Below are 22,809 nucleotides of genomic sequence, written 5' to 3' on the forward strand. Positions count from 1 at the left end.
TCCTCGCATGTACCCACCCACCCCCCGGACCACCGCCACCCGCAGCCGCGACCGGATGAGCTACGACCGGGCCGCCGCGCACGCCGTGCTCGACGAGGCGTACCACTGCGCGCTCGCGTTCACCTTCGACGGCGAGCCCCGGGTGCTGCCCACCCTGCACGTCCGCGTCGGCGACACGCTCTACCTGCACGGCTCCACCGGCAGCCGGCCGCTGCTCGCCGCCCGGGGCAACGGCCTGCCCGTCTGCGTGGCGGTCACCCTGCTCGACGGGCTGGTCTACGGCCGCTCCCAGTTCCACCACAGCGCCAACTACCGGTCGGTGGTCGCGCACGGCACCGCGCACCTGGTCACCGACGCCGGGGAGAAGTCGGCCGCGCTGACCGCCCTGGTGGAGAAGGCCGCCGCCGGGCGCAGCGCCGACAGCCGCCCGCCCAGCCGCCGCGAACTCGCCGAGACCGCCGTGCTGGCGCTGCCGCTGCGCGAGGTCTCCGTCCGCGCCCGCGCCGGCGGCGTCCGCGACGAACCCGGCGACCACGACCTGCCGCACTGGGCCGGGGTGCTGCCGCTGCGGCTGACCGCCGGGCGGCCCGAGCCCGACACGGGCGTGACCGCGCCGCTGCCGGCGTACCTGCGGCCGGACCGCTCGCCCTGGCTGGAGCCCGCCGTGCTGCGGGGCGCGCACGTCGTCCTCGAACCGCTGGACCTCGCGCACGCCGACGACCTGCACGCCGCCACCGCCGACCCGCAGGTGTGGCAGCACCTGGGCAGCCACCGCCCCGCCGACCCGGCCGGCACGGCCGAGACGATCCGGGCCGCCCTCGACGCCCACCACCGCGGCGAGCGGGTGCCGTGGGTGCAGCGCTGCGCCGTCACCGGGGCGGTCGTCGGCAGCACGTCGTACTACGAGGTCGACCCCGACCGTCGGGCGGTCGCCATCGGCTACACCTACCTGGGCCGGCCCTGGTGGCGCACCGGTGTCAACACCGAGGCGAAGCTGCTGCTGCTCACCCGCGCCTTCGAGGAGCTGGGCGCGGTGCGGGTGGTCTGGCACACCGACATCCGCAACGAGCGCTCCCAGCGGGCCATCGAGCGGCTCGGCGCCACCCGCGAGGGGGTGCTGCGCCGGCACCGGCTGCGCCCCGACGGCACCTGGCGGGACACCGTGCAGTATTCGCTGACCGACGAGGAGTGGCCGAACGCACAGGCCAGGCTGCGGGAACGGCTTCGCCCCGGCCCGGTGCCGGCGCGATGATGTCGGGCGTGCTGGGCATCACCGACATCTGGACGTACGTGCTGGGGACCGTGGCGATCGTGCTGCTCCCCGGCCCCAACTCCCTCTTCGTGCTCTCCACCGCCGCCAAGCGCGGGGTACGCGCCGGCTACCGGGCCGCCGGCGGGGTCTTCCTCGGCGACGCGGCGCTGATGACGCTCTCCGCCGCCGGGGTGGCGTCGCTGCTCAAGGCGTACCCGCCGCTGTTCCTCGTGGTGAAGTACGCGGGCGCGGCGTACCTCGGGTGGGTCGGGCTGACCATGCTGCGCGGCGCGTGGCGGCGCTGGCGGGACCGCAACGACCCGGCCACGCCGCGCCTGATCGACGCCGCCGAGCCGGCGGAGCTGCGCAGCCCGTTCCGGCGGGCGCTGGTGATCAGCCTGCTCAACCCGAAGGCGATCCTGTTCTTCGTGTCGTTCTTCATCCAGTTCGTCGACCCCGGGTACGCCTGGCCGGCGCTGTCGTTCCTGCTGCTCGGGCTGATCGCCCAGGTCACCAGCGCGCTGTACCTGACCGCGCTGATCTTCGCGGGCACGTTCCTGGCGGCGCAGTTCCGGCAACGGCGGCGGCTGGCCGCCGGGGCGACCACCGGGGTGGCGGCGGTCTTCCTCGGCTTCAGCGTCAAGCTCGCCACCGCCTCGGTGTAAGGAAGGGCCCCTTGTTAACGCATACGGTATAGAAGGGTCCCCTTCTTACCGCGCCGCCCGGCGCGGGCGGCGCACGGCGGCGCACGGCGGCGGGCGGCGGCGGGCGGCGGCGGGCCGCGGGCGGCACGAGAGGCAGGGCGCGTCAGGTGCCGTCGCCGCCCCCGCCACCGCCGCCGATGCCCGCCCCGCCGGCGGTGCCGCCGAGGCCGTAGCCGGGGCGGACCGGCTCGTCCGGGGGGCGGCTGACGTGCGCCGACTCGGTGATCCGGGCCGACCAGTGGGCATGCGACGCCGCGGCGGCGTGCCGGTTGATCGCGTGCCGCAGCCAGCCGTCCACCACCGCGACCCAGTCCACCCGGTCCGCGCCCGCGTGCCAGACCCGGAACCGGCTGATGCTCTGGTGGGTGACGCCGGCGAGGGAGAGCCGCCGGTCGGCCCACAGCAGCACCTCCAGCCCCGCCGAGTTCGCCACGAAGACCACCTCCAGCTCGGTGATCGGCCCGGCGTACAGCGGGGCCACCCACCAGCCGAGCCGCTGGTGCAGCGGGAGCACCTGCTCCACCCCGGGCAGCCGGCCGTCGACCAGGCCGGCCTGGCGCATGCTGAAGCCGAGCGCGTCCAACGCGGCGAGGACGTGCTGCTGGGTCGGCAGGGGGTGCACGAAGACCGGCACCAGCGCGCCCTGCTCCAGGTCCACGTCGAGGGACGCCTCCGTGCGCAGCCCCGTCCGCAGGCTCATCAGCGGCACCCCGCCGAAGACCGTCACCGGGGTCTCCCAGGGCAGCGGCACGGCGAAGTCGACCGCCCGCCGCCGCCCGGCCGGCACCACGAACGCGCCCGCGATCGTCACCTGGTGGAACTGGACGAGCCGCCTCGGCGCGCCCGGGTCGTCCGGCTCGACCTGGCTGACCAGGCCGAGCCGGAGCCGCCGGACCGGCACGTCGTCCGGCCCGGCGCGCAGGACCACCCGGCCGGGCAGCCGCAGCCCCGGCCGCGTGCTCGGGTTGGGCAACGTGGTCCGCACGGCCAGCCCGGTCCAGCCGGACTCCGGCGACACCCCGGTCAACCGCACGGCGCTTCCTCCGTACCCCCTCGGTGGTGGCACGGCTTTCCCCGCCGCCGGCCGGACAGTCCTGCCCGGCCGGCGCGGACGCCGGGGCCGGCCCGGTGACGCGGGCCGGCCGCACGGACGTCGGCGGGGCGTCAGCGCATCCGGCGGCCGCGCGGACGTCAGCGCATCCGGCGGCCCCGCGGCACCGGGTCGGTCTCGTCGTCGAACTCGCCGATGACCTCCTCCAGCAGGTCCTCCAGCGCCACGAAACCGATCGGGCGGGTCGGGCCGCCGCCGTTGCGGACCAGGGCGAGCTGGGCCCGCCGGTCCTTCATCGCGGTCACGGCCTCCGTCACCGACGCGGACGCCGGCAGCGTGAACGCGTCGGTCATCAGCTCCCCGGCGGTCGCCGCCCGGCCCGTCGTGGTGGCCCGCACGGCCTCCCGCACGTGCACCAGGCCGCACACCTCGCCGCCGCCGTCGAGCACGGCCAACCGGGACCGGCCGCTGCCGCGGGAGACCTCCTCGACCCGCTCGGCCGGGTCGTCCCGGCCGACCGTGACGATCCGGTCGAAGGGCTCCATCACCTGCGCGACTGTGGTGCCCTGGAGCTCCAGCATGCTGGTGAGCATCCGGTGCTGCTCCGCGCCGAGCAGCCCGTGCTCGCGGGACTGCTCCAGCAGGATCCGCAGCTCGTCGGGGCCGTGCACCTGGGCGAGCTGGTCCTGCGGGCGCACCCGCACCAGCCGCAGCATCGCGTTGGCGACCGCGTTCAGCCCCGACAGCACCGGCCGCGCCACCCGGGCGAAGGCCCGGAACGGCAGCGCCAGCAGGGTCGCCGACCGCTCCGCGTCGGTGATCGCCCACGACTTCGGGGCCATCTCGCCGACCACCAGGTGCAGGAAGGTGACCAGGCCCAGGGCGAAGACCAGCGCCACGACGTGACTCGCCGCGGCCGGCAGGCCCACGGCGTGCAGCAGCGGGCTGAGCAGGTGCTCGATCGCCGGCTCGGCCAGCGCGCCGAGCCCCAGGGTGCACAGCGTGATGCCGAGCTGCGCGCCGGCCAGCATCAGGGACAGCTCGCGTACGCCGTCCAGCGCCGCGCGGGCCCCCCGGCCGCCGCCGGTGGCGACGGCCTGCTCCAGCCGGTACCGCTTGCTGGCCACCAGCGCGAACTCGGCGGCCACGAAGAACCCGTTCAGCGCCAGCAGCACGACGGAGACGATCAGGGCGACGCCGGGGCTCATGCCGCCTCCTCCGTGCCCCGCGCCCGGCCCGCGGCGCCGCCCGGCCCCCGGCCGTGAGCGGCGTCGACGGTGCGGGGTGCGTCGACGGGGCCGCGTGCGCCGGCGGTGCCAGCCGTGTCGGCGGGGCCACGCGCGCCAGCGGAGTCGGCCGCGTCGGCGGCACCGGCGAGCCGGAGTCGCACCGAGTCGGCGACGTGGCGGTCCACGGCCAGCACCTCGACCAGGGCCCGCGCCTCGTTCGCGGCGTCGCCGTCGACCGGAAGCGCGATCTCCAGCCGGTCGCCCACCTCGGGCACCCGGCCCAGCTCCCGCATGACCAGCCCCGAGACCGTGTCGTACTCGGGGGCCTCGGGCAGCTCGATGCCGGTGCTGTCGGCGACCTCGTCGATCCGCCAGCGCGCCGGCACCACCCAGGACCCGTCGTCCTGCCGGGCCGGCGCCCGGTCCGGCGGATCGTCCTCGTCGCGGATCGGGCCCACCAGCTCCTCGGCCAGATCCTCCAGCGTGATCACGCCGGCGAAGCCGCCGTACTCGTCGACCACGCAGGCGAGCTGCCGGTGCCCGGCCCGCAGCCGGTCCAGCACCGTCGGCAGCGGCAAGGTCTCGGGCACCAGCAACGGGGGTACGGCCACCGCGCTGACCGGGGTCGTCGCACGCTCGGCCGGCGGCACCGTCAGCACGTCGGCGATGCCGACCACGCCGACCAGGTCGTCGACGCCGTCGGCGCCGCGTACGGGGAACCGGGAGTGCCCGGTGTCGAGCAGCTCCACCACCCGGCTCAGCGGCTCGTGCGCCCGGACCGTGTGCACGTCGACCCGGGGCACCATGGCCTCCCCGGCGGTCAGCTCCCGGAAGTCGAGCCCCCGGTCGAGCAGGTCGGACATCTCCGCGTCGAGGTGCCCCTCCTCGCGGGACTCGGCGATGATCTGCTCCAGGTCCTCCGGGGTGGCCCCGCTGGGCAGCTCCTCGATCGGCTCGATGCCGAGCCTGCGCAGCAGCCGTACGGCGGCCTTGTCGAACAGGGTGATCACCGGCCCGGCGATCTTCAGGTAGAGGAGGGTGGACCGGCTCAGCGCCCGGGCCAGCGGCTCGGCGCGGGCGATCGCCAGGTTCTTCGGGGCCAGCTCGCCGAGGACCATCTGCACGACGGTCGCGATGACCAGCGCCAACGCGACCGACAGCGGCAGGGCCACGGCCGTGGAGACCCCGGCCACGCCGAGCAGCTCGGCCAGCCCCGCGCCCAGGTACGGCTCGGCGACGTAGCCGACCAGCAGCGCGGTCACGGTGATGCCGAGCTGCGCTCCGGAGAGCATGAACGACAGCCGGCCGGTGACCTCCAGGGCCCGCGCGGCGGCCTGGTCGCCGTCGTCGGCGAGCTGCCGGAGGCGGCCCCGGTCCACGGCGACGTAGCCGAACTCCTGGGCCACGAAGTAGCCCGTGGCGGCGGTGAGAACGGTGATGAGGACGAGTCCGACGACGATCAACACGGGTCGCTCAGGGCTCCCGGGGTCGTCGGAACGGGAAGATGCCGGGCACGACCCGGCTGGCTACTGCTGCCCTCCTGGGCAGAAGAGTCGATCATGCCGCCATTTTATCGGCCTCACCTGAGCGCCCGCTGAAGGTGTAAGGAAGGGCCCCTTGTTAACGCATACGGTAGAGAAGGGCTCCCTTCTCACCCGCTGGGTGGAACGAGCCCCCTGTTAACAGGGGGCCCTTCCTTACCCCTCGTCGGCGAGTTCGTCGGTGTCGAGGAGAGAGCGGTCGACCCGGCCCGAGCGGTACGCGGCGCGGCCGACCATCTGGGCCGCCACCGGGGCGGTGGCCAGTTGGAAGACCGCCACCAGCACGATCATGCCGATGTCGTCCGGGGTACGCAGGCGCAGCGCCACCCCGGCGAGCAGCAGCAGCACGCCGAGCACCTGCGGCTTGGTGGCCGCGTGCATCCGGTCGAGCACGTCCGGGAAGCGCAGCACGCCGATCCCGGCGGCGAGGCTGAGCAGTGCCCCGGCGACCAGGCAGCCCGCGCCCAGCCAGTCGGCCACGACACCGGCGCTCGGCCAGTCGGGCGCGGCCCACCCGCCGGGCGGAGCGTCGAGAGCCGCCCTCAGCGGGGCGGCGAGGACGTGGGCCGCGGTCACGGCTCCTCCCGGACGGCGAAGCGGACCAGGGCCACCGCGCCGACGAAGCCGAGCAGGGAGAGCACCACCAGCACGGGCAGGGTGGTGGCGTGCCGGTTGACCGCCGCCTCCGCGCCGACCGCGCCGGCCATCGTGTTGAGCAGGACGTCGGCGGCGATCACGCGGTCGAGCAGGGACGGGCCGCGGTACATCCGGGCCAGCGCCAGCAGCGCGGTGACCGACAGGAGCACGGTGAGCACGGTGGCGAGAGCGACCTTCACTGGTCGGCCCCCCTCTCGGTGGGACGAACGGGACCGCTGGGACGAACGGGACCGCTGGGCGGAACAGGACCGCTGGGCGGAACAGGACCGGTGGGCGGAACAGGACCGCTGGGCGGAACGGAACCGGTGGGACCGGAGCGGGAGGCCGGGCCGGGAGGGGCGGCGGGGGCGGTGAGCAGGCGGAGTTCGGCGGCCGAGCCGATCGCGCGGACGATCCGGCCCTCGGTGGCGAGGATCCGGTCGCGGCTGTCGGCCAGGTCCTGCGGCCCGCGTACGTCGAGCACGTGCACGTAGAGCAGGCCCCGCCCCCGGTCCACCTCGACGATCAGGGTGCCGGGCACCAGTGAGATCGCCTCCGCCGTCAGCGCCAGGTTCAGGTCGGTGCGCACGCGCAGCCGTACCGCGATGATCGCGCCGCGGGGCCGGTAACCCGGCCGCACCGCGATCCAGGCCACGTGGATGCTGGCGCTGACCAGCTCGGTGACGAACCGGACGGCCAGGTCCAGCAGCGTCCGTGGGCGCAGCCGGCCGCCGAAGGTGACCGGCGGCAACGGGAAGAACAGCAGCACCGCCCCGCCGACGAGCAGTCCACCGAGCAGGTTGCCCCAGGAGAACCGCCCCCAGAGCAGGCACCAGATCAGCGCCATCCAGGCCAGCGTCAGCAGCCGGTCCCGCCAGCGGCCGATCCGGGCGCGCGCCCGGGTCACCGGGGCGTCGGGGTCGACGACCGGCCCCCGACGCCGGCCCCCACCGGCCCGCCCGGTCACCGCACACCCCGACCAGGCCCGCCGGAACCACCGGCCCGCCCGGTCACCGCACACCCCGACCAGGCCCGCCGGGACCACCGGCCCGCCCGGTCACGGCGCGCCGCCGGGGAGGACGGCGCGCACGTACGGGGTGCGGGCGCGCAGGTCGGTCGCCGCGTCGGTGGTCACCCCGAACAGCGGGCCGGCGGCCACGGTGAGCACCAGGCCCAGCGCGACCAGCGCCGTGGTGGCGCCGACCATCAGGGCGGGCAGTCGGGTCGGCGGGTCGGCGGCGGCCAGCCGGGGGGCCCGCCAGAACGCGATGTTCCACACCCGGGACGCGACGTAGAGGGTGAGCAGGCTGGTGACGGTGCCGGCGGCGACCAGCGCCCAGGGCAGCACGCCGCCTTCGCCGACGCCCGCCTGGAGCAGGCCCAGCTTGCCGAGGAAGCCGGACAGCGGCGGGATCCCGGCCAGGTTCATCGCCGGCACGAAGAAGAGCACCCCGAGCAGCGGGGCGACCCGGGCCAGGCCGCCGAGCCGGCGCAGGTCGGTGCTGCCGGCGCGCGCCTCGACCAGCCCGGCGACCAGGAACAGGGTGGTCTGGATGGTGATGTGGTGCACCACGTAGAAGATCGCCCCGGACAGGCCGGCGACGCTGCTCAGCGCCACCCCGAAGATCATGTAGCCGATGTGGCTGACCAGGGTGAACGAGAAGAGCCGCTTCATGTCCGACTGGGCGACCGCGCCGAGGATGCCGACCACCATGGTCAGCCCGGCCACGACCATCAGCAGCCCGGCGACCTGGCCGCCGGGGAACAGCAGGGTCTCGGTGCGGATGACCGCGTACACGCCGACCTTGGTGAGCAGGCCCGCGAAGACGGCGGTGACGGGGGCGGGCGCGGTCGGGTAGCTGTCCGGCAGCCAGGCCGACAGCGGGAACACGGCCGCCTTGATCCCGAAGGCGAGCAGCAGGCTGAGTTGCAGGGCGAGGCGTACGTCGGCGGGCAGCGCGTCGAGCCGCCCGGCGAGCTGGGCCATGTTGAGGGTGCCGGTGGCGGCGTAGACGAGCCCCACCCCGGCCAGGAAGATCATCGAGGACAGGATGCTGACCACCACGTACGTCGACCCGGTCCGGATCCGGCCCTCGGTGCCGCCGAGCGTGATCAGCACGAAGCTCGCCGCCAGCAGGATCTCGAAGCCGACGAAGAGGTTGAACAGGTCGCCGGCGAGGAAGGCGTTGGTGACGCCGGCGGTGAGCACCAGGTAGGTGGGGTGGTAGATGGTGACGGGGGCCGACTCGCCGATGTCCCCCCGGCCCTGCCCGATCGAGTAGAGCAGCACGCACAGCGTCACGGCGGAGGAGACCACCAGCATCAGCGCGGCGAGCTGGTCGGCGACCAGCACGATCCCCACCGGCGGGGGCCAGCCGCCGATGCTCACCACGACCGGCCCGTGCCGGTACGCCTCGACGAGCAGCACCACGGCGACCGCGAGGGTGGTGGCCAGCACCACCACGCTGACGGCGCGCTGGAGCCGGGGGCGGTTGGCCAGCAGCAGGGTGAGGGCGGCGCCCAGCAGCGGCACCACCACCGGCAGCGGCACGAGCGGCCCGTACCCCGTCACGGCGTCTCCCCCCGGTGCTGCCGGCGCAGGTGCGGCTCCGGGTCGACCTGTTCCGGGTCGCCGTCGGCGCCCTCGCCGCCGAGGTCACGCGCGGGCAGCTCGTTGCGGGCGGCCAGCTCGGCGACCTGGCGGTCCTCCAGGTCGTCCTGCACCTCGTCGTTGCCGGTGAGATACCAGCTGCGGTACGCGACGGCCAGCAGGAACGCGGTGAGCCCGAAGGTGATGACGATGGCGGTGAGGACCATCGCCTGCGGCAGCGCGTCGCTCATCCGGTCGACGGGCGCGGCGCCGACGACGGGCGCGTCCCCGGACCGGCCGGCGAGCAGGATCAGCAGGTTGACCCCGTTGCCGAGCAGGATGAGGCCGAGCAGGATCCGGGTCAGGCTGCGCTCCAGCAGCAGGGTGACGCCGGCGCCGGCGAGCACCCCGACGGCGACGACCAGCACCAGGGTCGCTCCGCTGCTGTTCACGGCCGCTGCCCCTGCGGGTCGACGATCAGCCCGCGTTCGGTCTTGCCGGCCGCCTCGATGTGCCGGTCGACCTCCGCGCCGAGGCTGCGCAGGATGTCCAGCACCAGGCCGACCACGATCAGGTACACCCCGATGTCGAAGAAGAGCGACGTGACGACATAGAAGCCGCCGACGCCGGGCAGCCACAGGTCGAGCTTCGCGCTCTGGAGCACGGACCCACCGGCGAGGAGGGCGCACGCGCCGGTGCCGACGGACACCGCCAGCCCGGCCCCGAGGATCGTGCCGGCCCCGACGGGGGCCGCCTCGGCCAGCTCGTACCGGCCGCCGGCGAGGTAGCGCACGGCCAGGGCGAGGCTGGCGACCAGGCCGCCGGAGAAGCCGCCGCCGGGCGCGTTGTGGCCGGAGAAGAGCAGGAACAGGGAGAACAGCACGATGGTGTGGAAGAGCAGCCGGGTGACCACCTCGAAGACGATGGACCGGCGGCGCTCGGCGAGGGTGGGGCCGCCGCGCAGCCACACCGGCCGCTGCGGGCCCCGCCGGGCGGGGCGCTCGGGGCGGGGGCGACGCGGGCGGGGACCGGTGCGGGACCGCTGGAAGATCAGGCTGGCCACCCCGGTCGCGGTCACCACGAGCACCGAGATCTCGCCCATGGTGTCCCAGGCCCGGATGTCGACCAGGGTCACGTTGACCACGTTGCGGCCGTGCCCCTCGCTGACGGCGAGGTCGGGGAAGGCCCGCGAGACCGACGGCGCGGTGCGGGCGCCCACCGCGACCAGGCAGAGCCCGGCGAGGACGAGCCCGACGGCGGCCCCGACGGCGCGGCGCGCCCACCGGCTGCGGCGCAGCGGGCGGGCGGAGAACCGTTCGGGCAGCCGGCGCAGCACCAGCACGAAGACCGCGATGGTCGCCGTCTCCACCAGGAACTGGGTGAGCGCCAGGTCGGGCGCGCCGTACAGGACGAACATCATCGCGGTGCCGTAGCCGGTGACCCCGACCAGCAGCATGGCGGTGAGCCGGCGACGCGCGCCGACGGCGAGCAGCGCGGCGACCGCCGCCACCACGCCGACGACCAGTTGCAGCGGCGTGTCCCACAGCGGGACCCGCTGCCGCCACGGGCCGGCGGCCAGCATCGCCCCGCCGGGCACGACGACGAGGACCAGCAGGATCGTGCCGAGGTACAGCGGCAGGGAGCCGCGCTGGGTGGCGCTGGTGACCTCGATGGCGAGCCGGTCGAAGCGGTGGGTCAGCCACTCGTACCCCTGGGCGCCGCCGACCGGCGCGCGCAGCCGGGCCAGCGCGGGGGCGAGCGGGCCGCGCAGCGCGAACAGCGCCGCGCCGCCGGCCAGGGCCAGGGCGGACAGGCCGAGCGCCAGGGTCGGCCCGTGCCAGAGCGCGAGGTGCTCGGGCACCGGGCCGAAGAGCTCGGCGTACGGGCGCAGCAGCGCGCCGGTCGGGCCGGCGGCCAACCCGGCGGCCAGCCCGGCGACGGCCAGCAGGGCGGGCGGCCCGAGCATGGCGGCGGGCACGGGTTGCGGCTCGGTCCGTTCGGCGTGCGGGCGCGTGCCGAACGCGCCCCAGACGAAGCGGGCCGTGTAGGCGACGGTGAGCACCGTGCCGGCGACGAGCCCGGCGAGGACCACCGGCTGGTCGGTGAACGCGGCGAGGACGGCCTCCTTCGCGACGAAGCCGACCAGCGGGGGCAGCCCGGCCATCGAGGCGGCGGCCAGCGTCCCGACGGCGGCCAGCAGCGGGGCCCGCCGCCCGAGCCCGGACAGTTCCCGCAGGTCGCGGGTGCCGGCGCTGTGGTCGATCGCGCCGACGACGAGGAACAGGGCCGCCTTGAACAGGGCGTGCGCGAGCAGCATCGCCGTGCCCGCGAGGGCGGCTTTCGGGGTGCCCGCGCCGAGCGCCACGGTGAGCAGGCCGAGCTGGCTGACGGTGCCGTACGCCAGCAGCAGCTTCAGGTCGCACTGGCGCAGCGCGGCCCACCCGCCGGCCAGCATGGTGAGCAGGCCGGCGGTGACCGTCACGGGCCGCCACGGGCCGGCGGTGGCCAGCACGGGGGCGAGCAGGCCGAGCAGGTAGACGCCGGCCTTCACCATCGCCGCCGCGTGCAGGTACGCGCTGACCGGCGTCGGCGCGCACATCGCCTGCGGCAGCCAGCCGCTGAACGGCAGGACAGCCGACTTGGCCAGCGCCCCGGCCAGCACCAGCAGCACGGCGGTGACCAGGTAGCCGCCGGCCGGCAGCCCGGCCCCGGCGAGTTCCGACCAGCGGTAGCCGCCGGTGTGCCGGCCGAGCATCAGGAAGCCGACGAGCATCGCCAGCCCGCCGAACGTGGTGACCGTGAGCGCCTGCGCCGCCGCCCACCGGCTGGCCCGCCGCTCGGCGCTGTGCCCGATCAGCAGGTAGGAGAAGACCGTGGTCAGCTCCCAGAAGACGTAGAGCAGCAGCAGGTCGTCGGCGAGGACGAGGCCGAGCATCGCGCCGGCGAAGGCCACCAGCACGGCCGCGAACCGGGCCAGCCCGGCCGAGCCGGCGGCGAAGTAGCGCGCGCAGTAGACCAGCACGAGCGCGCCGACGCCGCCGACGAGCAGGGTCATCAGCCAGGACAGGGTGGTCAGCCGCAGCGCCAGCTCCAGCCGCAGTTGCGGCACCCAGTGGTACGCCTCGACGACCGCGCCGCCGTCGCGCACCGCCGGCGTGCGGGCCACGGCCCAGCCGAACGCGGCGGCCGGCACGAGCGCGAGGGGGTAGCAGGCGCGCGGTCCCCACCACCGGACCAGCAGCGGCGCGACGAGCGCCGCCACCAGGTGGAGGATCAGCAGTACGAGCACCCGCGCTCCCGGTCGTGGTGGCAGCAGCGCGCCCGAGGGAGACGCCTATCAGCGATCAGACGCCAGTTTCCGGCCCGATGGGCGCTTTTGCCGGAATTTTCCGGGCCCCCATGCGCAAGGGCCCGGCTCCGCGCGCCGGGGCCGCGAGCATCGCTTGGCTATCCTCGCCGCCGTGAACGCAGTGGAGATCGAAGCACCAGTCGTCGGCGTCACCGTCTATCCGGACCGGGCCCGGGTCACCCGCCGGGGCAGCGCCCGGCTGGCCGCCGGCGAGCACCGGGTACGCGTCGCCCCGTTGCCGCTGGGGCTGCACCGGGACTCGCTGCGGGTCGGCGGCCGGGGCGCGGCGACCGTGCTCGGCGTGGACGTGACCACGTGGCGGCAGGCGCGCAGCGCCGACGGGCAGGTCCGCGAGCTGGAGGAGCGCAGCCGGGAGCTGGCCGACGAGCTGGCCGGGGTCGACGATGCGTACGCGGTCGAGGAGCAGCGGGGGCAGTTCCTCTCCGGGCTGGCCGAGCGGGCCGGTGGCACGTACGCCCGCGCGCTCGCCGCCGGTGACGCCGAGCCGGCCGACGTGGCGACCTTCGCCGACTCGGTGGCCGGGCAGCTCGCCGACTCCCACGGGCGGCGTCGGGAGTTGACCCGGCGGCGGACCGAGCTGGCCGAGGAGCTGGCGGCGGTGCGGCGGCAGTTGGAGGCCGCGCACGGCAAGCGGGAGCCGGACCGGCTGGCCGCCGAGGTGACGGTGGCGGTGGACGCCGACGACGCCGAGCTGGACCTGGAGCTGACCTACCTGGTCGACGGGGCCCGCTGGCAGCCCTCCTACGACCTGCGGCTGGTCGACGACGCGGTGACCGTGACCTGGTTCGGCCTGGTCAGTCAGGACACCGGCGAGGACTGGCCGGAGTGCGTGCTCCAGCTCTCGACCGCCCGGCCGGCGGCGGCGACGGGCGTGCCCGAGCTGTCGCCCTGGTATCTCGACCGGGTCCGGCCGCTGCCCCGGGCGGCCATGCCGGCGGCGGGCTTCGGCGGGCCGCCGGTGCCCGCGCCGCCCGCCGGGCCGGCGTTCGAGGTCGCCGTGGGGGGCGGGGCGGCCCGCGCGGGCGCGCCGCGCCCCAAGGTGCACGAGAGCGTGGCCACGGTCGAGCAGGGCGTCAGCGCCGCCACCTACCGGCCGGCGCGCCCGGTGGCGGTGCCGGCGGACGGCAGCGCGTACCGGGCGACGATCGCCGTGCTGGAGCTGCCGGCGCGACTGGACCACGTGACCGTGCCGGTGCGCGCGGCCGAGGCGCACCTGCGGGCGACGGTGCGCAACACCTCGGCGCACACGCTGCTGCCCGGCCCGGCGGCGGTCTTTCACGGGGCCGACTTCGTCGCGTCCACCCGGCTGCCGACGTGGGCGCCCGGCGAGGAGACCGAGCTGGCGCTCGGGGTGGACGACCGGGTGCGGGTGGAGCGGAAGCTGGGCCGGCGCGCCGAGACCCGGGCCACGCTCGGCTCGACCCGGCGACGGGACGTGGAATACCGGATCTCGGTGGCCAACCACACGCCCCGGCCGGCGACGGTGGAGGTGCGCGACCAGTTGCCGGTGTCCCGCGACGAGGCGGTGGTCGTGCGGGAGGCCACCATCGCCCCGCCGCCGGCCGAGCGCACCGAGCTGGGCGAGCTGACCTGGCGGCTGCGGCTCGAACCGGGCGACACCGGCGAGATCACCATGGGCTTCCGGGTCGAGCTGGCCAAGGGGGTGGAGCTGGCCGGCTGGCGGGAGTGACGGCTCAGACCAGCAGGTCGCGGCGGGTCTCGACGAGCAGGTCGGGGCGGTCGAGCTGGACGACGACCCGGTTGACCACGCGCTGTGCGGCGGCGAGCGAGCGCACGGAGAGCAGCCGCCCCCGGCTCTCCCGGCGCAGGACGAAGAAGTGGACGGCGGCGCGGACCTGCCCCCGGTCGGCGGCGCTGGACTGGGCGGTCTGCCGGACCAGCTCGCGCAGGCAGGCCGCGAGCCGCTCGGCGAGCTCCAACTCGGGGCCGTGCAGGCCGGCGCGGAGTGCGGCAAGATGGCTGTCGACCTTCCGGATGAGCACGTCGGTGCCCGCACCGGCAACCCGCTCCTCGACGACCATGCGCACTCCTCCACGTCTCACTTCCGCGAAGTTACTTTAGGTGGCGGGGCGGAAGCAAGCAGTTAAGTAAGACTTAACGGAACAATGCCCCATTCCGTCCACAAACCGGCCTTCCGGCACTTCGCGCGCGTCGACCGCCGGCACCGGTCCGGCCCACGCGGATGTCCCACCCCCGGGGCAGGATGGAGGGCGTGGCGGAGGTGACGGCCGGTTTCGGCGCGGCGGAGGCGGCCCGGGTGCTGGCGGAGTTCGGCCCGGCGACCCGGGAGTGGTTCTCGGCGGCCTTCGCCGCGCCCACCCCCGCCCAGGTCGGCGCCTGGCGGTCGGTGGCGGCCCGGCGCAACGCCCTGGTGGTCGCGCCCACCGGCTCCGGCAAGACCCTCGCGGCGTTCCTCTGGTCGCTCGACCGGCTGGCCGCCTCGCCGCCGCCGGCCGAGCCCCGCCAGCGCTGCCGGGTGCTCTACGTCAGCCCGCTCAAGGCCCTCGCCGTCGACGTGGAGCGCAACCTGCGCGGGCCCCTGGCCGGCATCCGGCAGGCCGCCACCCGGCTCGGCGTCGCCCCGCCGGAGATCACCGTCGGGATGCGCACCGGTGACACCCCCGCCGACGAGCGGCGGGCCTTCGCCCGCACCCCGCCGGACATCCTCATCACCACCCCCGAGTCGCTGTTCCTGCTGCTCACCTCCGCCGCGCGGGACTCGCTGCGCGGGGTCGAGACGGTCATCGTCGACGAGGTGCACGCGGTCGCCGGGACGAAGCGCGGCGCGCACCTGGCGCTCTCCCTGGAACGGCTCGACGAGCTGCTGCCCACCCCCGCCCAGCGCATCGGCCTGTCCGCCACGGTCCGGCCGATCGACGCGTGCGCCCGGTTCCTCGGCGGGGCCCGCCCGGTCGACGTGGTGCAGCCGCCCAGCGCCAAGACCATCGAGGTCAGCGTCGAGGTCCCGGTGGAGGACATGACCCGCCTCGACGACCAGGAGCCGCCCCCCGACGCCCTGGGCGGCCCCGGGCCGCGCCGGGCCTCGATCTGGCCCGCCGTCGAGGAACGGGTCTACGCGCTGGTCCGCGCGCACCGGTCGACCATCGTCTTCACCAACTCCCGGCGCAGCGCCGAGCGGCTCTGCGCCCGCCTCAACGAGCTGGCCGCCGAGGAGCTGGCCGGCGCGGAGGCGACCGGCGCGCCGGCAGACGCCGGGCCGCCCGCCCGGCCGCCGGCCGAGGTGATGGCCCAGGCGGGGGCGGCGGCCGGCACCGCCCCGGTGGTCGCCCGCGCCCACCACGGCAGCGTCTCGCGGGAGGAGCGCAAGCACATCGAGGAGGCCCTCAAGTCCGGCCAGCTCCCCGCCGTGGTCGCCACCTCCAGCCTGGAGCTGGGCATCGACATGGGCGCCGTCGACCTGGTGGTGCAGATCGCCGCCCCGCCCAGCGTCGCCGCCGGCCTGCAACGCGTCGGCCGGGCCGGGCACCAGGTCGGCGCGGTCTCCCGGGGCGTGGTCTTCCCCAAGCACCGGGGTGACCTGCTCTCCTGCACCGTCGTCGCCGAGCGGATGGCCGCCGGGGCGATCGAGGAGCTGCACCACCCGCGCAACCCCCTCGACGTGCTGGCCCAGCAGATCGTCGCGATGGTGGCCCTCGAACCCTGGCGGGTCGGCGACCTGGCCGTCGTCGTCCGCCGGGCCGCGCCCTTCGCCGAGCTGCCCGACTCCGCGCTGCACGCCGTGCTGGACATGCTCTCCGGGCGTTACCCGTCGACCGCGTTCGCGGAGCTGCGGCCCCGGCTGGTCTGGGACCGCAGCTCCGACGTGCTCACCGGCCGGCCCGGCGCGCAGCGGCTCGCCGTCACCAGCGGCGGCACCATCCCCGACCGGGGCCTGTTCGGCGTCTTCCTCGCCGGGGCGGAGCGGGCCGCCCGGGTCGGCGAGCTGGACGAGGAGATGGTCTACGAGTCCCGCGTCGGCGACGTGTTCCTGCTCGGCTCGTCGTCCTGGCGGATCGAGGACATCACCCCCGACCGGGTGCTGGTCTCCCCCGCCCCGGGCCAGGCCGCCCGGATGCCGTTCTGGAAGGGCGACCAGCTCGGCCGCCCGGTGGAGCTGGGCCGGGCCATCGGCGCGCGGGTCCGGGCCCTGCTCCGGCAGGGCGACGAGGCGGCGGTGGCCGCGCTGCGCGCCGGCGGGCTCGACGACTGGGCCGCCGGCAACCTGGTGGCCTACCTGCGGGAACAGCAGGCCGCGACGCGGTCCCTGCCCGACGACCGCACCGTGCTGGTCGAGCGGTTCCGCGACGAGCTGGGCGACTGGCGGCTCGCCGTGCACAGCGTGCTCGGCGCCCGCGTCAACGGCCCGTGGGCGCTGGCCATCGGCCGCCGGCTCGCCGAGCGGTACGGGGTGGACGCCCAGGTCATGCCGTCCGACGACGGGATCGTGGTGCGGCTGCCCGACACCGCCGACACCCCGCCCGGCGCCGACGTGGTGCTCTTCGAGCCCGACGAGATCGCCCAGCTCGTCGAGGAGTCGGTGGGCACGTCGGCGCTGTTCGCGTCCCGGTTCCGGGAGTGCGCGGCCCGGTCGCTGCTGCTGCCCCGCCGCGACCCGCGCCGCCGCCAGCCGCTGTGGCAGCAGCGCCAGCGGGCCGCCCAGTTGCTCGACGTGGCCCGCGAGTACGCCGACTTCCCGGTCACCCTGGAGGCCGCCCGGGAGTGCCTCCAGGACGTCTTCGACCAGCCGGCCCTCGCCGGGCTGATGCGCGACCTGGCCGCCCGCAAGGTGCGCCTGGTCGAGGTCGAGACCGAGCGCCCGTCGCCGTTCGCCCGCTCGCTGCTGTTCGGCTACGTGGGGGCGTTCCTCTACGAGGGCGACGCGCCCCTGGCCGAGCGGCGGGCCGCCGCCCTGGCGCTGGACTCGGCGCTGCTCGGCGAGCTGCTCGGCCGGGTCGACCTGCGGGAGCTGCTCGACCCGGCGGTGCTCGCCGAGACCGACCGGCAGCTGCGCTGGCTGACCGCGCAGCGCCGGCCCCGCGACGCGGAGGACGCCGTCGAGCTGCTGCGCACCGTCGGCGACCTGTCGGAGGCGGAGCTGGCCGAGCGGGGCGTGCCCGTCGACTGGCTCACCGCTCTGGCGGCGGCCCGCCGGGTGCTGCGCGTGCGGGTCGCCGGCGAGGAGCGCTGGATCGTCGTCGAGGACGCCGCCCGGCTGCGCGACGCCCTCGGCGTGGCCCTGCCCGTCGGGGTGGCGGAGGCGCACCTCGCCCCGGTGGCCGACCCGCTCGGCGACCTGGTCGCCCGCTACGCCCGCACCCACGGCCCGTTCGCCGCCGCCACCTGCGCCGCCCGCTTCGGGCTCGGCGTGGCCGTCGTCGAGCAGGAGCTGCGCCGGCTCGCCGCCGCCGGGCGGGTCGTCTCCGGCGAGTTCGCCCCCGACACCGTGGGCACCCAGTGGTGCGACGCCGAGGTGCTGCGGCTGCTGCGCCGCCGTTCCCTCGCCGCGCTGCGCCGGGAGATCGAGCCGGTGCCACCGAGGGCCCTGGCCGCGTTCCTGCCCCGCTGGCAGCAGGTCGGCACGTCGGCGCGGGGGCTGGACGCCGTCGCCGCCGCCGTCGAGCAGTTGCAGGGCGCGGCCGTGCCGGCGTCCGCCCTGGAACGTCTGGTGCTGCCCGGCCGGGTCGCCGACTACTCCCCCGCACAGCTCGACGAGCTGTGCGCCGGTGGCGAGGTGCTGTGGGCCGGGTCAGGGGCGATCTCCGGCGGCGACGGTTGGGTCACCCTCGCGTACGCCGACGCCGCGCCGCTGCTGCTGCCGCCGCCCGACGACGCGCTGGCGCGTACCCCGTTGCACGACGCCGTGCTCGACGCGCTCGGCGACGGGCAGGCGCTGTTCTTCCGGTCGCTGTCCGACCGGGTGGGCTGCACCGACGACGCGGCGCTGACCGCCGCGGTCTGGGACCTGGTGTGGGCGGGGCACCTCACCAACGACACCCTCGCCCCGCTGCGGGCGGCCCTCGGCGGCGGCGGGGCGCACCGGTCCCGGCCGACCGCGCCGCGCACCCGGTTGCGCCGGCCCGGCCGGGTGGCGTTGCCCAGCCGCAGCGGCCCGCCCAGCGTGGCGGGCCGCTGGTCGCGGCTGCCGGAACGCGACCTCGACCCGACCCGGCGGGCCGCCGCGCTCGCCGACGTGCTGCTGGAGCGGCACGGGGTCGTCACCCGGGGCGCGGTCGCCGCCGAGCAGGTGACGGGCGGGTTCGCGGCCGTCTACCCGGTGCTGGCGGCGCTGGAGGAGCGCGGGGCGGCCCGGCGGGGCTACTTCGTGGAGGGGCTGGGCGCGGCCCAGTTCGCGGTGCCCGGGGCGGTCGACCGGATCCGCGCCCTCGCCGACCCGGCGGCGAGCCGGGGCGGCGACGGTCACGAGGCCGGGAGGCGGGGCGGGGGCGAGGCCGGGGGCCGGGGCCGGGCGCTCGTCCTCGCCGCCACCGACCCGGCCAACCCGTACGGTGCGGCGCTGCCCTGGCCCGAGCGGGCGGTCGACTCCGGCGACGGGGCCGCCCCCGCGAGCGGGCACCGGGCGGGGCGCAAGGCCGGCGCGTTGGTCGTGCTGGTCGGCGGCGACCTGGTGCTCTACGTCGAGCGGGGCGGCCGGACGATCCTCTCCTTCGCCGACGCCCCGGACGCCCTCGCGGCGGCCGGCAGGGCGCTCGCCGACGCGGTGCGCACGGGCGCGCTCGGCGCGATCTCGGTGGAGCGGGCCGACGGGGAGGCCGTGTCGGCGTCCCCGCTGCGCGACGCGCTGACCGCCGCCGGCTTCCGGGCCACCCCGCGTGGCCTGCGCCTGCGCGGCTGAAGCCGCTGACCGGCGCGCCGACCCTCACGAGCAAGCGATGCCGGGCCGGCCGACCCGACCGGTCACCATCGACCCGCCGGCCCGACCAGCCACAGCCGGCCCGACCGGCCACAGGCCGCGATGCCGGCCCGGCGTTCCGCCGGGCCGGCATCAGCCCATCACCAACGGACCGGCCAAGCCAGCCTCACGGTCAGCGCAGGCTCCACTGCTGGTTCTGCTGGCCGTTGCACGACCAGAGGATGAGCCTGGTGCCGTTGGCGGTGCCCGCGGCGTTGGCGTCCAGGCAGAGCCCGGACTGGGCGTTGGTGATGGTGCCGTTGGCGTTGACGTTCCACTGCTGGTTGGTGCCGCCGTGGCAGTCCCAGATGATCACCTGGGTGCCGTTGCTGGTGCCGGCGCCGCTGGCGTCGAGACACTTGGTGCCGTACACCTGGAGTTGCCTGCCCGCGGTCTGGGTCCAGCTCTGGGCGGCGGCGCCGCCGGCGCAGTCCCAGAGTTGGGTCTGGGTGCCGTTGGTGGTGCTGCCGTTCGGCACGTCGACGCAGCGCCCGGACTGGCCGCCGACGATCTGCCTGCCCTGGGCGGGGCTGCTGGTCGGGGTCGGCGTGGGCGTCGGCGGGGTGGTGCCGTCGAACTGGGTGAAGAAGCTCCACACCACCGGCCGGGTCCAGGACTTCTCGCCGGGGGCGTACGGGTCGGCGGAGCCGTCGACGGCGTTGGGGGCGTGCGGGCCGTCGAACGGGGCCCAGGCCACCGGGTAGCCGGCCCGGCATCCCGAGTAGTAGGTGAGGGTGTGGGTGAGGCTGCCCTGCGCCGGCTCGGGTGGGTTCTGCGGGGTGCAGCCGTTGTTCCTGACGAACCGGTCGCGCAGCGACCGCCCGGTGGAGATGGGGATGGTGCCGTCCCGCAGGCCGTGGATTCCGATGTACGCGATGGGCTGGGTGCCGCCGCTGCATCCGCTGAGCTCCGCGCCGGAGTAGACGGCGACCGCCCGGAAGACCGTGGCCCGCGCGCAGGCGATGGCGTAGCTCATGCCGCCGCCGTAGCTGAAGCCCATGGCGAAGCGCTGCGTGGTGTCGACGCACAGACCCGCCTCGATCTGCCGCATCATGTCGTCGACGAAGGTCAGGTCCCGGCCGCCGCTGTTGGCCCAGCCGTTGCCGATGCCCTGGGGCGCGACGAAGATCGCCGAGTTGTTCGACAGCGCGCGGAGGCCGTAGTAGGACCACGGGTAGCCGCTGGTGCCGCCCGAGTCGACCTCGTTGGCGGTGCCGCCGTTCCAGTGGAACGCGAAGATCAACCGGTAGGGATGGTTGCGGTCGTAGTTGTCGGGGATCCGCAGGATGAACGTACGGTTCTGGCCGCCGCTGGAGATCGTGCGGGTGCCGCTGGTCAGGGTGGGCGCCTGGCCGCAGCCGGCGGTCGTCGCGAGGGTGCCGACGTCGTTGGCGTACGCGACCGGGCCGGCTCCGGCGGCGACCGCCGCGCCGCCCGCCGCGAGGACGAGCGCCGCCGCGCCCGCGACGGCACCGACGACGAGCCGATGTCTTGACATGTGGCGACTCCTTCTTGGCTCGGGTCCTTGGCGGAGCGGCGTCCGGCGGGCAGGCGTCGGGCACGCGACCGGAGGCGGCCTCCATCCATCGATTAACGTTAAAGTAATACGTATGACGTATGCCGTCAACACGGGCCGATTACGCGCGCCACGCCAGCGGGCCCGGCGGTCGCCGCCGCCGCGCCACCGGGGGAGGCGACCGGGGCAGCAGGCCACCGGAACGGAAGGGGCCGCTCGGGGACGGCAGGCCGCCCAGGGACCCCAGGCCACCGGAAACGGCAGCCCCCGGGGCAGAAGAAGCCGGCAACCGGGCCGGAAAAGACGAAAGGCAAGAAGTCGAGGACTCCCTGCCACTCTCAACATATACCGCACCCCCGGCCTTGCGGCAAGACCCGGGTCTTGCCGCAGAATCGTCCGCCGGGCCCCGTAGCTGCGCATTTCGGCGATCCGCGCGGCTTGGACGGGCTCGTCTAGGTATGGGGGAGATTCATGTTCGACGTGATCGTGGTCGGGGGCGGCCCGACCGGCCTGATGCTGGCCGGCGAGCTGCGGCTGCACGGCGTGCGCACCCTGCTACTGGAGAAGGAGACGGAGCCGACCCCGGTCGTACGCGCGCTCGGGCTGCACGCGCGCAGCATCGAGATCATGGACCAGCGCGGCCTGCTGGAGCGGTTCCTCGCGCTCGGCACGGTGTACCCGGTGGGCGGCTTCTTCGCTGCCATCCCCAAGCCGCCGCCGACCGGGCTGGACAGCGCGCACGCGTACGTGCTCGGCATCCCGCAGACCACCACCGACCGCCTGCTGGCCGAGCGCGCCGTCGAACTCGGCGTCGAGATCCGGCGCGGCGGCGAACTGGTCGGGCTCAGCCAGGACGACCACGGGGTGACCGCCGAACTGGCCGACGGCACCCGGCTGCGCTGCCGCTACCTCGTCGGCTGCGACGGTGGCCGCAGCACCGTGCGCAAGCTGCTCGGCGTCGCCTTCCCCGGCGAGTCCAGCAGGGTCGACACGCTGCTGGGCGAGATGCGGCTGACCGCCTCGCCCGAGACCCTCGCCGCCGTGAGCGCCGAGGTCCGCAAGACCCAGCTGCGCTTCGGCGCGATGCCCCTCGGCGACGGCGTGTACCGCGTCGTCGTGCCCGCCGAGGGGGTGGCCGAGGACCGCCGGGTCCCGCCGACCCTCGACGAGGTCAAACGGCAACTGCTGGCGTACGGCGGCACCGACTTCGGCGTGCACTCGCCGCGCTGGCTGTCCCGCTTCGGCGACGCCACGCGGCTGGCCGAGCGCTACCGGGTCGGCCGGGTGCTGCTCGCCGGCGACGCGGCGCACGTCCACCCGCCGACCGGCGGGCAGGGGCTCAACCTCGGCGTCCAGGACGCCTTCAACCTCGGCTGGAAGCTGGCCGCCCAGGTCGACGGCTGGGCGCCACCGGGGCTGCTGGACAGCTACGAGGCCGAGCGGCGTCCGGTCGCCGCCGACGTGCTGGACAACACCCGGGCGCAGATGGAGCTGATGTCGACCGAGCCGGGGGCCCAGGCCGTACGCCGGCTGGTGGCGGAGCTGATGGACTTCGAGGACGTGAGCCGGCACCTCACCGAGAAGATCATCGCCATCAGCATCCGGTACGACTTCGGCGCGGGCCACCACCTGCTCGGCCGCCGGCTGCGTGACGTGCCGCTGGGGCGTGGACGCCTCTACGAGCTGATGCGCGGCGGCCGGGGGCTGCTGCTCGACCGGACCGGCGGGCTCTCGGTGGCGGGCTGGGCCGACCGGATCGACCACGTCGTCGACGGCAGCGACGAGCTCGACGTGCCCGCCGTGCTGCTGCGGCCCGACGGCCACGTGGCGTGGGTCGGCGACGACCACCAGGACCTGCGCGCCCACCTCCCCACCTGGTTCGGCCCCCCCACCCCCTGATCCCACCCCGTCCCCTTGCCCCACCCCGCCCCGGCCCGGTGATCAAGAGAAAAGTGCCAAAGTTGATCTCATCGATGACGCAAACCTCTT

General features: G+C 75.7%; 15 protein-coding genes and 1 pseudogene. 5 read left to right on the forward strand and 11 right to left on the reverse strand.

Features of this window, described 5'->3' with window-relative positions; all coding sequences use genetic code 11:
- The first annotated feature begins 7 nt into the window (after positions 1-7).
- Together HDA31_RS20870 and leuE are read left to right on the forward strand one after the other, a co-directional pair.
- Positions 8-1,252, forward strand: coding sequence for a bifunctional pyridoxamine 5'-phosphate oxidase family protein/GNAT family N-acetyltransferase (locus tag HDA31_RS20870; protein ID WP_178063901.1), 1,245 nt, complete (start codon positions 8-10; stop codon positions 1,250-1,252).
- Positions 1,249-1,917 carry a leucine efflux protein LeuE gene (leuE, locus tag HDA31_RS20875; RefSeq protein ID WP_043962465.1) on the forward strand — a complete coding sequence of 223 codons (669 nt, stop codon included), beginning with the start codon at positions 1,249-1,251 and terminating at the stop codon, positions 1,915-1,917. Before HDA31_RS20870 ends, leuE begins: the two co-directional genes overlap by 4 nt.
- 142 nt (positions 1,918-2,059) lie before the next feature.
- On the opposite strand, the gene HDA31_RS20880 is transcribed toward leuE, so the two are convergent.
- The 9 genes and pseudogenes from HDA31_RS20880 to HDA31_RS20920 form a co-directional block, all read right to left on the reverse strand.
- Positions 2,060-2,989, reverse strand: a complete 930-nt coding sequence (locus HDA31_RS20880; RefSeq protein ID WP_178063900.1) for a sporulation protein — start codon at positions 2,987-2,989, stop codon at positions 2,060-2,062.
- Positions 2,990-3,147: 158 nt separating this feature from the next.
- Positions 3,148-4,215, reverse strand: a complete 1,068-nt coding sequence (locus tag HDA31_RS20885) for a hemolysin family protein (RefSeq protein WP_178063899.1) — start codon at positions 4,213-4,215, stop codon at positions 3,148-3,150.
- A 167-nt stretch (positions 4,216-4,382) separates the two neighbouring features.
- Positions 4,383-5,702 (reverse strand): annotated as a pseudogene (locus tag HDA31_RS20890) (hemolysin family protein); the annotation flags it as partial.
- A gap of 231 nt (positions 5,703-5,933) precedes the next feature.
- Positions 5,934-6,257, reverse strand: a complete 324-nt coding sequence (gene mnhG, locus HDA31_RS20895; RefSeq protein ID WP_376701458.1) for a monovalent cation/H(+) antiporter subunit G — start codon at positions 6,255-6,257, stop codon at positions 5,934-5,936.
- A gap of 92 nt (positions 6,258-6,349) precedes the next feature.
- Positions 6,350-6,613, reverse strand: coding sequence for an MrpF/PhaF family protein (locus tag HDA31_RS20900; protein ID WP_074473933.1), 264 nt, complete (start codon positions 6,611-6,613; stop codon positions 6,350-6,352).
- On the reverse strand, positions 6,610-7,380 hold the full coding sequence (locus HDA31_RS20905) for a Na+/H+ antiporter subunit E (RefSeq protein WP_178063898.1): 771 nt from the start codon (positions 7,378-7,380) through the stop codon (positions 6,610-6,612). The genes HDA31_RS20900 and HDA31_RS20905 overlap by 4 nt, the downstream gene beginning before the upstream one ends.
- Before the next feature lie 90 nt (positions 7,381-7,470).
- Entirely contained in the window at positions 7,471-8,985 is a 1,515-nt protein-coding gene (locus HDA31_RS20910) for a Na+/H+ antiporter subunit D (RefSeq protein ID WP_178063897.1), read from the reverse strand.
- Positions 8,982-9,455, reverse strand: a complete 474-nt coding sequence (locus tag HDA31_RS20915) for a Na(+)/H(+) antiporter subunit C (protein ID WP_074473930.1) — start codon at positions 9,453-9,455, stop codon at positions 8,982-8,984. The genes HDA31_RS20910 and HDA31_RS20915 overlap by 4 nt, the downstream gene beginning before the upstream one ends.
- Complete coding sequence (locus tag HDA31_RS20920) at positions 9,452-12,292, reverse strand: Na+/H+ antiporter subunit A (protein WP_178063896.1); 2,841 nt, start codon at positions 12,290-12,292, stop codon at positions 9,452-9,454. The genes HDA31_RS20915 and HDA31_RS20920 overlap by 4 nt, the downstream gene beginning before the upstream one ends.
- Positions 12,293-12,464: 172 nt before the next feature.
- Between HDA31_RS20920 and HDA31_RS20925 the strand changes: the two genes are divergently transcribed.
- Positions 12,465-14,063 (forward strand): DUF4139 domain-containing protein, encoded by a 1,599-nt coding sequence (locus HDA31_RS20925; protein WP_178063895.1) that lies wholly within the window; start codon positions 12,465-12,467, stop codon positions 14,061-14,063.
- Between the two features lie 4 nt (positions 14,064-14,067).
- Here HDA31_RS20925 and HDA31_RS20930 read toward each other — a convergent pair whose 3' ends face one another.
- Entirely contained in the window at positions 14,068-14,415 is a 348-nt protein-coding gene (locus tag HDA31_RS20930; protein ID WP_178067171.1) for a hypothetical protein, read from the reverse strand.
- A gap of 182 nt (positions 14,416-14,597) precedes the next feature.
- On the opposite strand from HDA31_RS20930, the gene HDA31_RS20935 reads away from it, so the two are divergent.
- Entirely contained in the window at positions 14,598-19,247 is a 4,650-nt protein-coding gene (locus HDA31_RS20935; RefSeq protein ID WP_376701402.1) for an ATP-dependent helicase, read from the forward strand.
- A 190-nt stretch (positions 19,248-19,437) separates the two neighbouring features.
- Here HDA31_RS20935 and HDA31_RS20940 read toward each other — a convergent pair whose 3' ends face one another.
- On the reverse strand, positions 19,438-20,802 hold the full coding sequence (locus HDA31_RS20940) for a ricin-type beta-trefoil lectin domain protein (RefSeq protein ID WP_178063894.1): 1,365 nt from the start codon (positions 20,800-20,802) through the stop codon (positions 19,438-19,440).
- 489 nt (positions 20,803-21,291) lie between these two features.
- Between HDA31_RS20940 and rox the strand changes: the two genes are divergently transcribed.
- Positions 21,292-22,719 (forward strand): rifampin monooxygenase, encoded by a 1,428-nt coding sequence (gene rox, locus HDA31_RS20945; protein ID WP_178063893.1) that lies wholly within the window; start codon positions 21,292-21,294, stop codon positions 22,717-22,719.
- Positions 22,720-22,809 lie beyond the last annotated feature (90 nt).

Source organism: Micromonospora carbonacea (assembly GCF_014205165.1).
In the GTDB taxonomy this organism is placed as follows: Bacteria; Actinomycetota; Actinomycetes; order Mycobacteriales; family Micromonosporaceae; genus Micromonospora; species Micromonospora carbonacea.